Origin of the sequence: Zoogloea oryzae (genome assembly GCF_030161255.1) — a bacterium.
GTDB classification, from domain to species: Bacteria; Pseudomonadota; Gammaproteobacteria; order Burkholderiales; family Rhodocyclaceae; genus Zoogloea; species Zoogloea oryzae.
In genome coordinates, this window is record NZ_BSPX01000290.1 from 1 (window position 1) to 327 (window position 327).

1 protein-coding gene is annotated in these 327 nt (G+C 59.0%); it reads left to right on the top strand.

The annotated features are described in order from the left end of the window. Positions 1-327, top strand: a 327-nt coding sequence (locus QQK25_RS23445) for a hypothetical protein (protein WP_284190116.1), incomplete at both ends; no start/stop codon positions are given.

The following is a 327-nucleotide window of genomic DNA, read 5'->3' on the forward strand; positions in this document are numbered from 1 at the left end:
CTCGGCCTGGTGTGGCAAGGTAATCAAACACCTGCATGCCTGATGCCCTCTGCTCATGCACTGACACCCGATATGCGCGAGCTGCGCATCGACTTGCGCAGCCTTGATTGGAAAAGCGCAGGCCAAGGCGGTTGCGCTGCACCGGGCATCGCGCAGATGTTGCGTTTGCGGATTCAACTTCCGCGCGATGCCAGTTTGCGCATTGCCTCGGTCGAACTGCTGACGACCGAACCGATGCTGCATCTACACGATGCGTCGATCTACCTGCCTAAAAATGCAGCCGCCAACGACATCGAACACATCGCGGAACATGCGCAGGACTGGCCG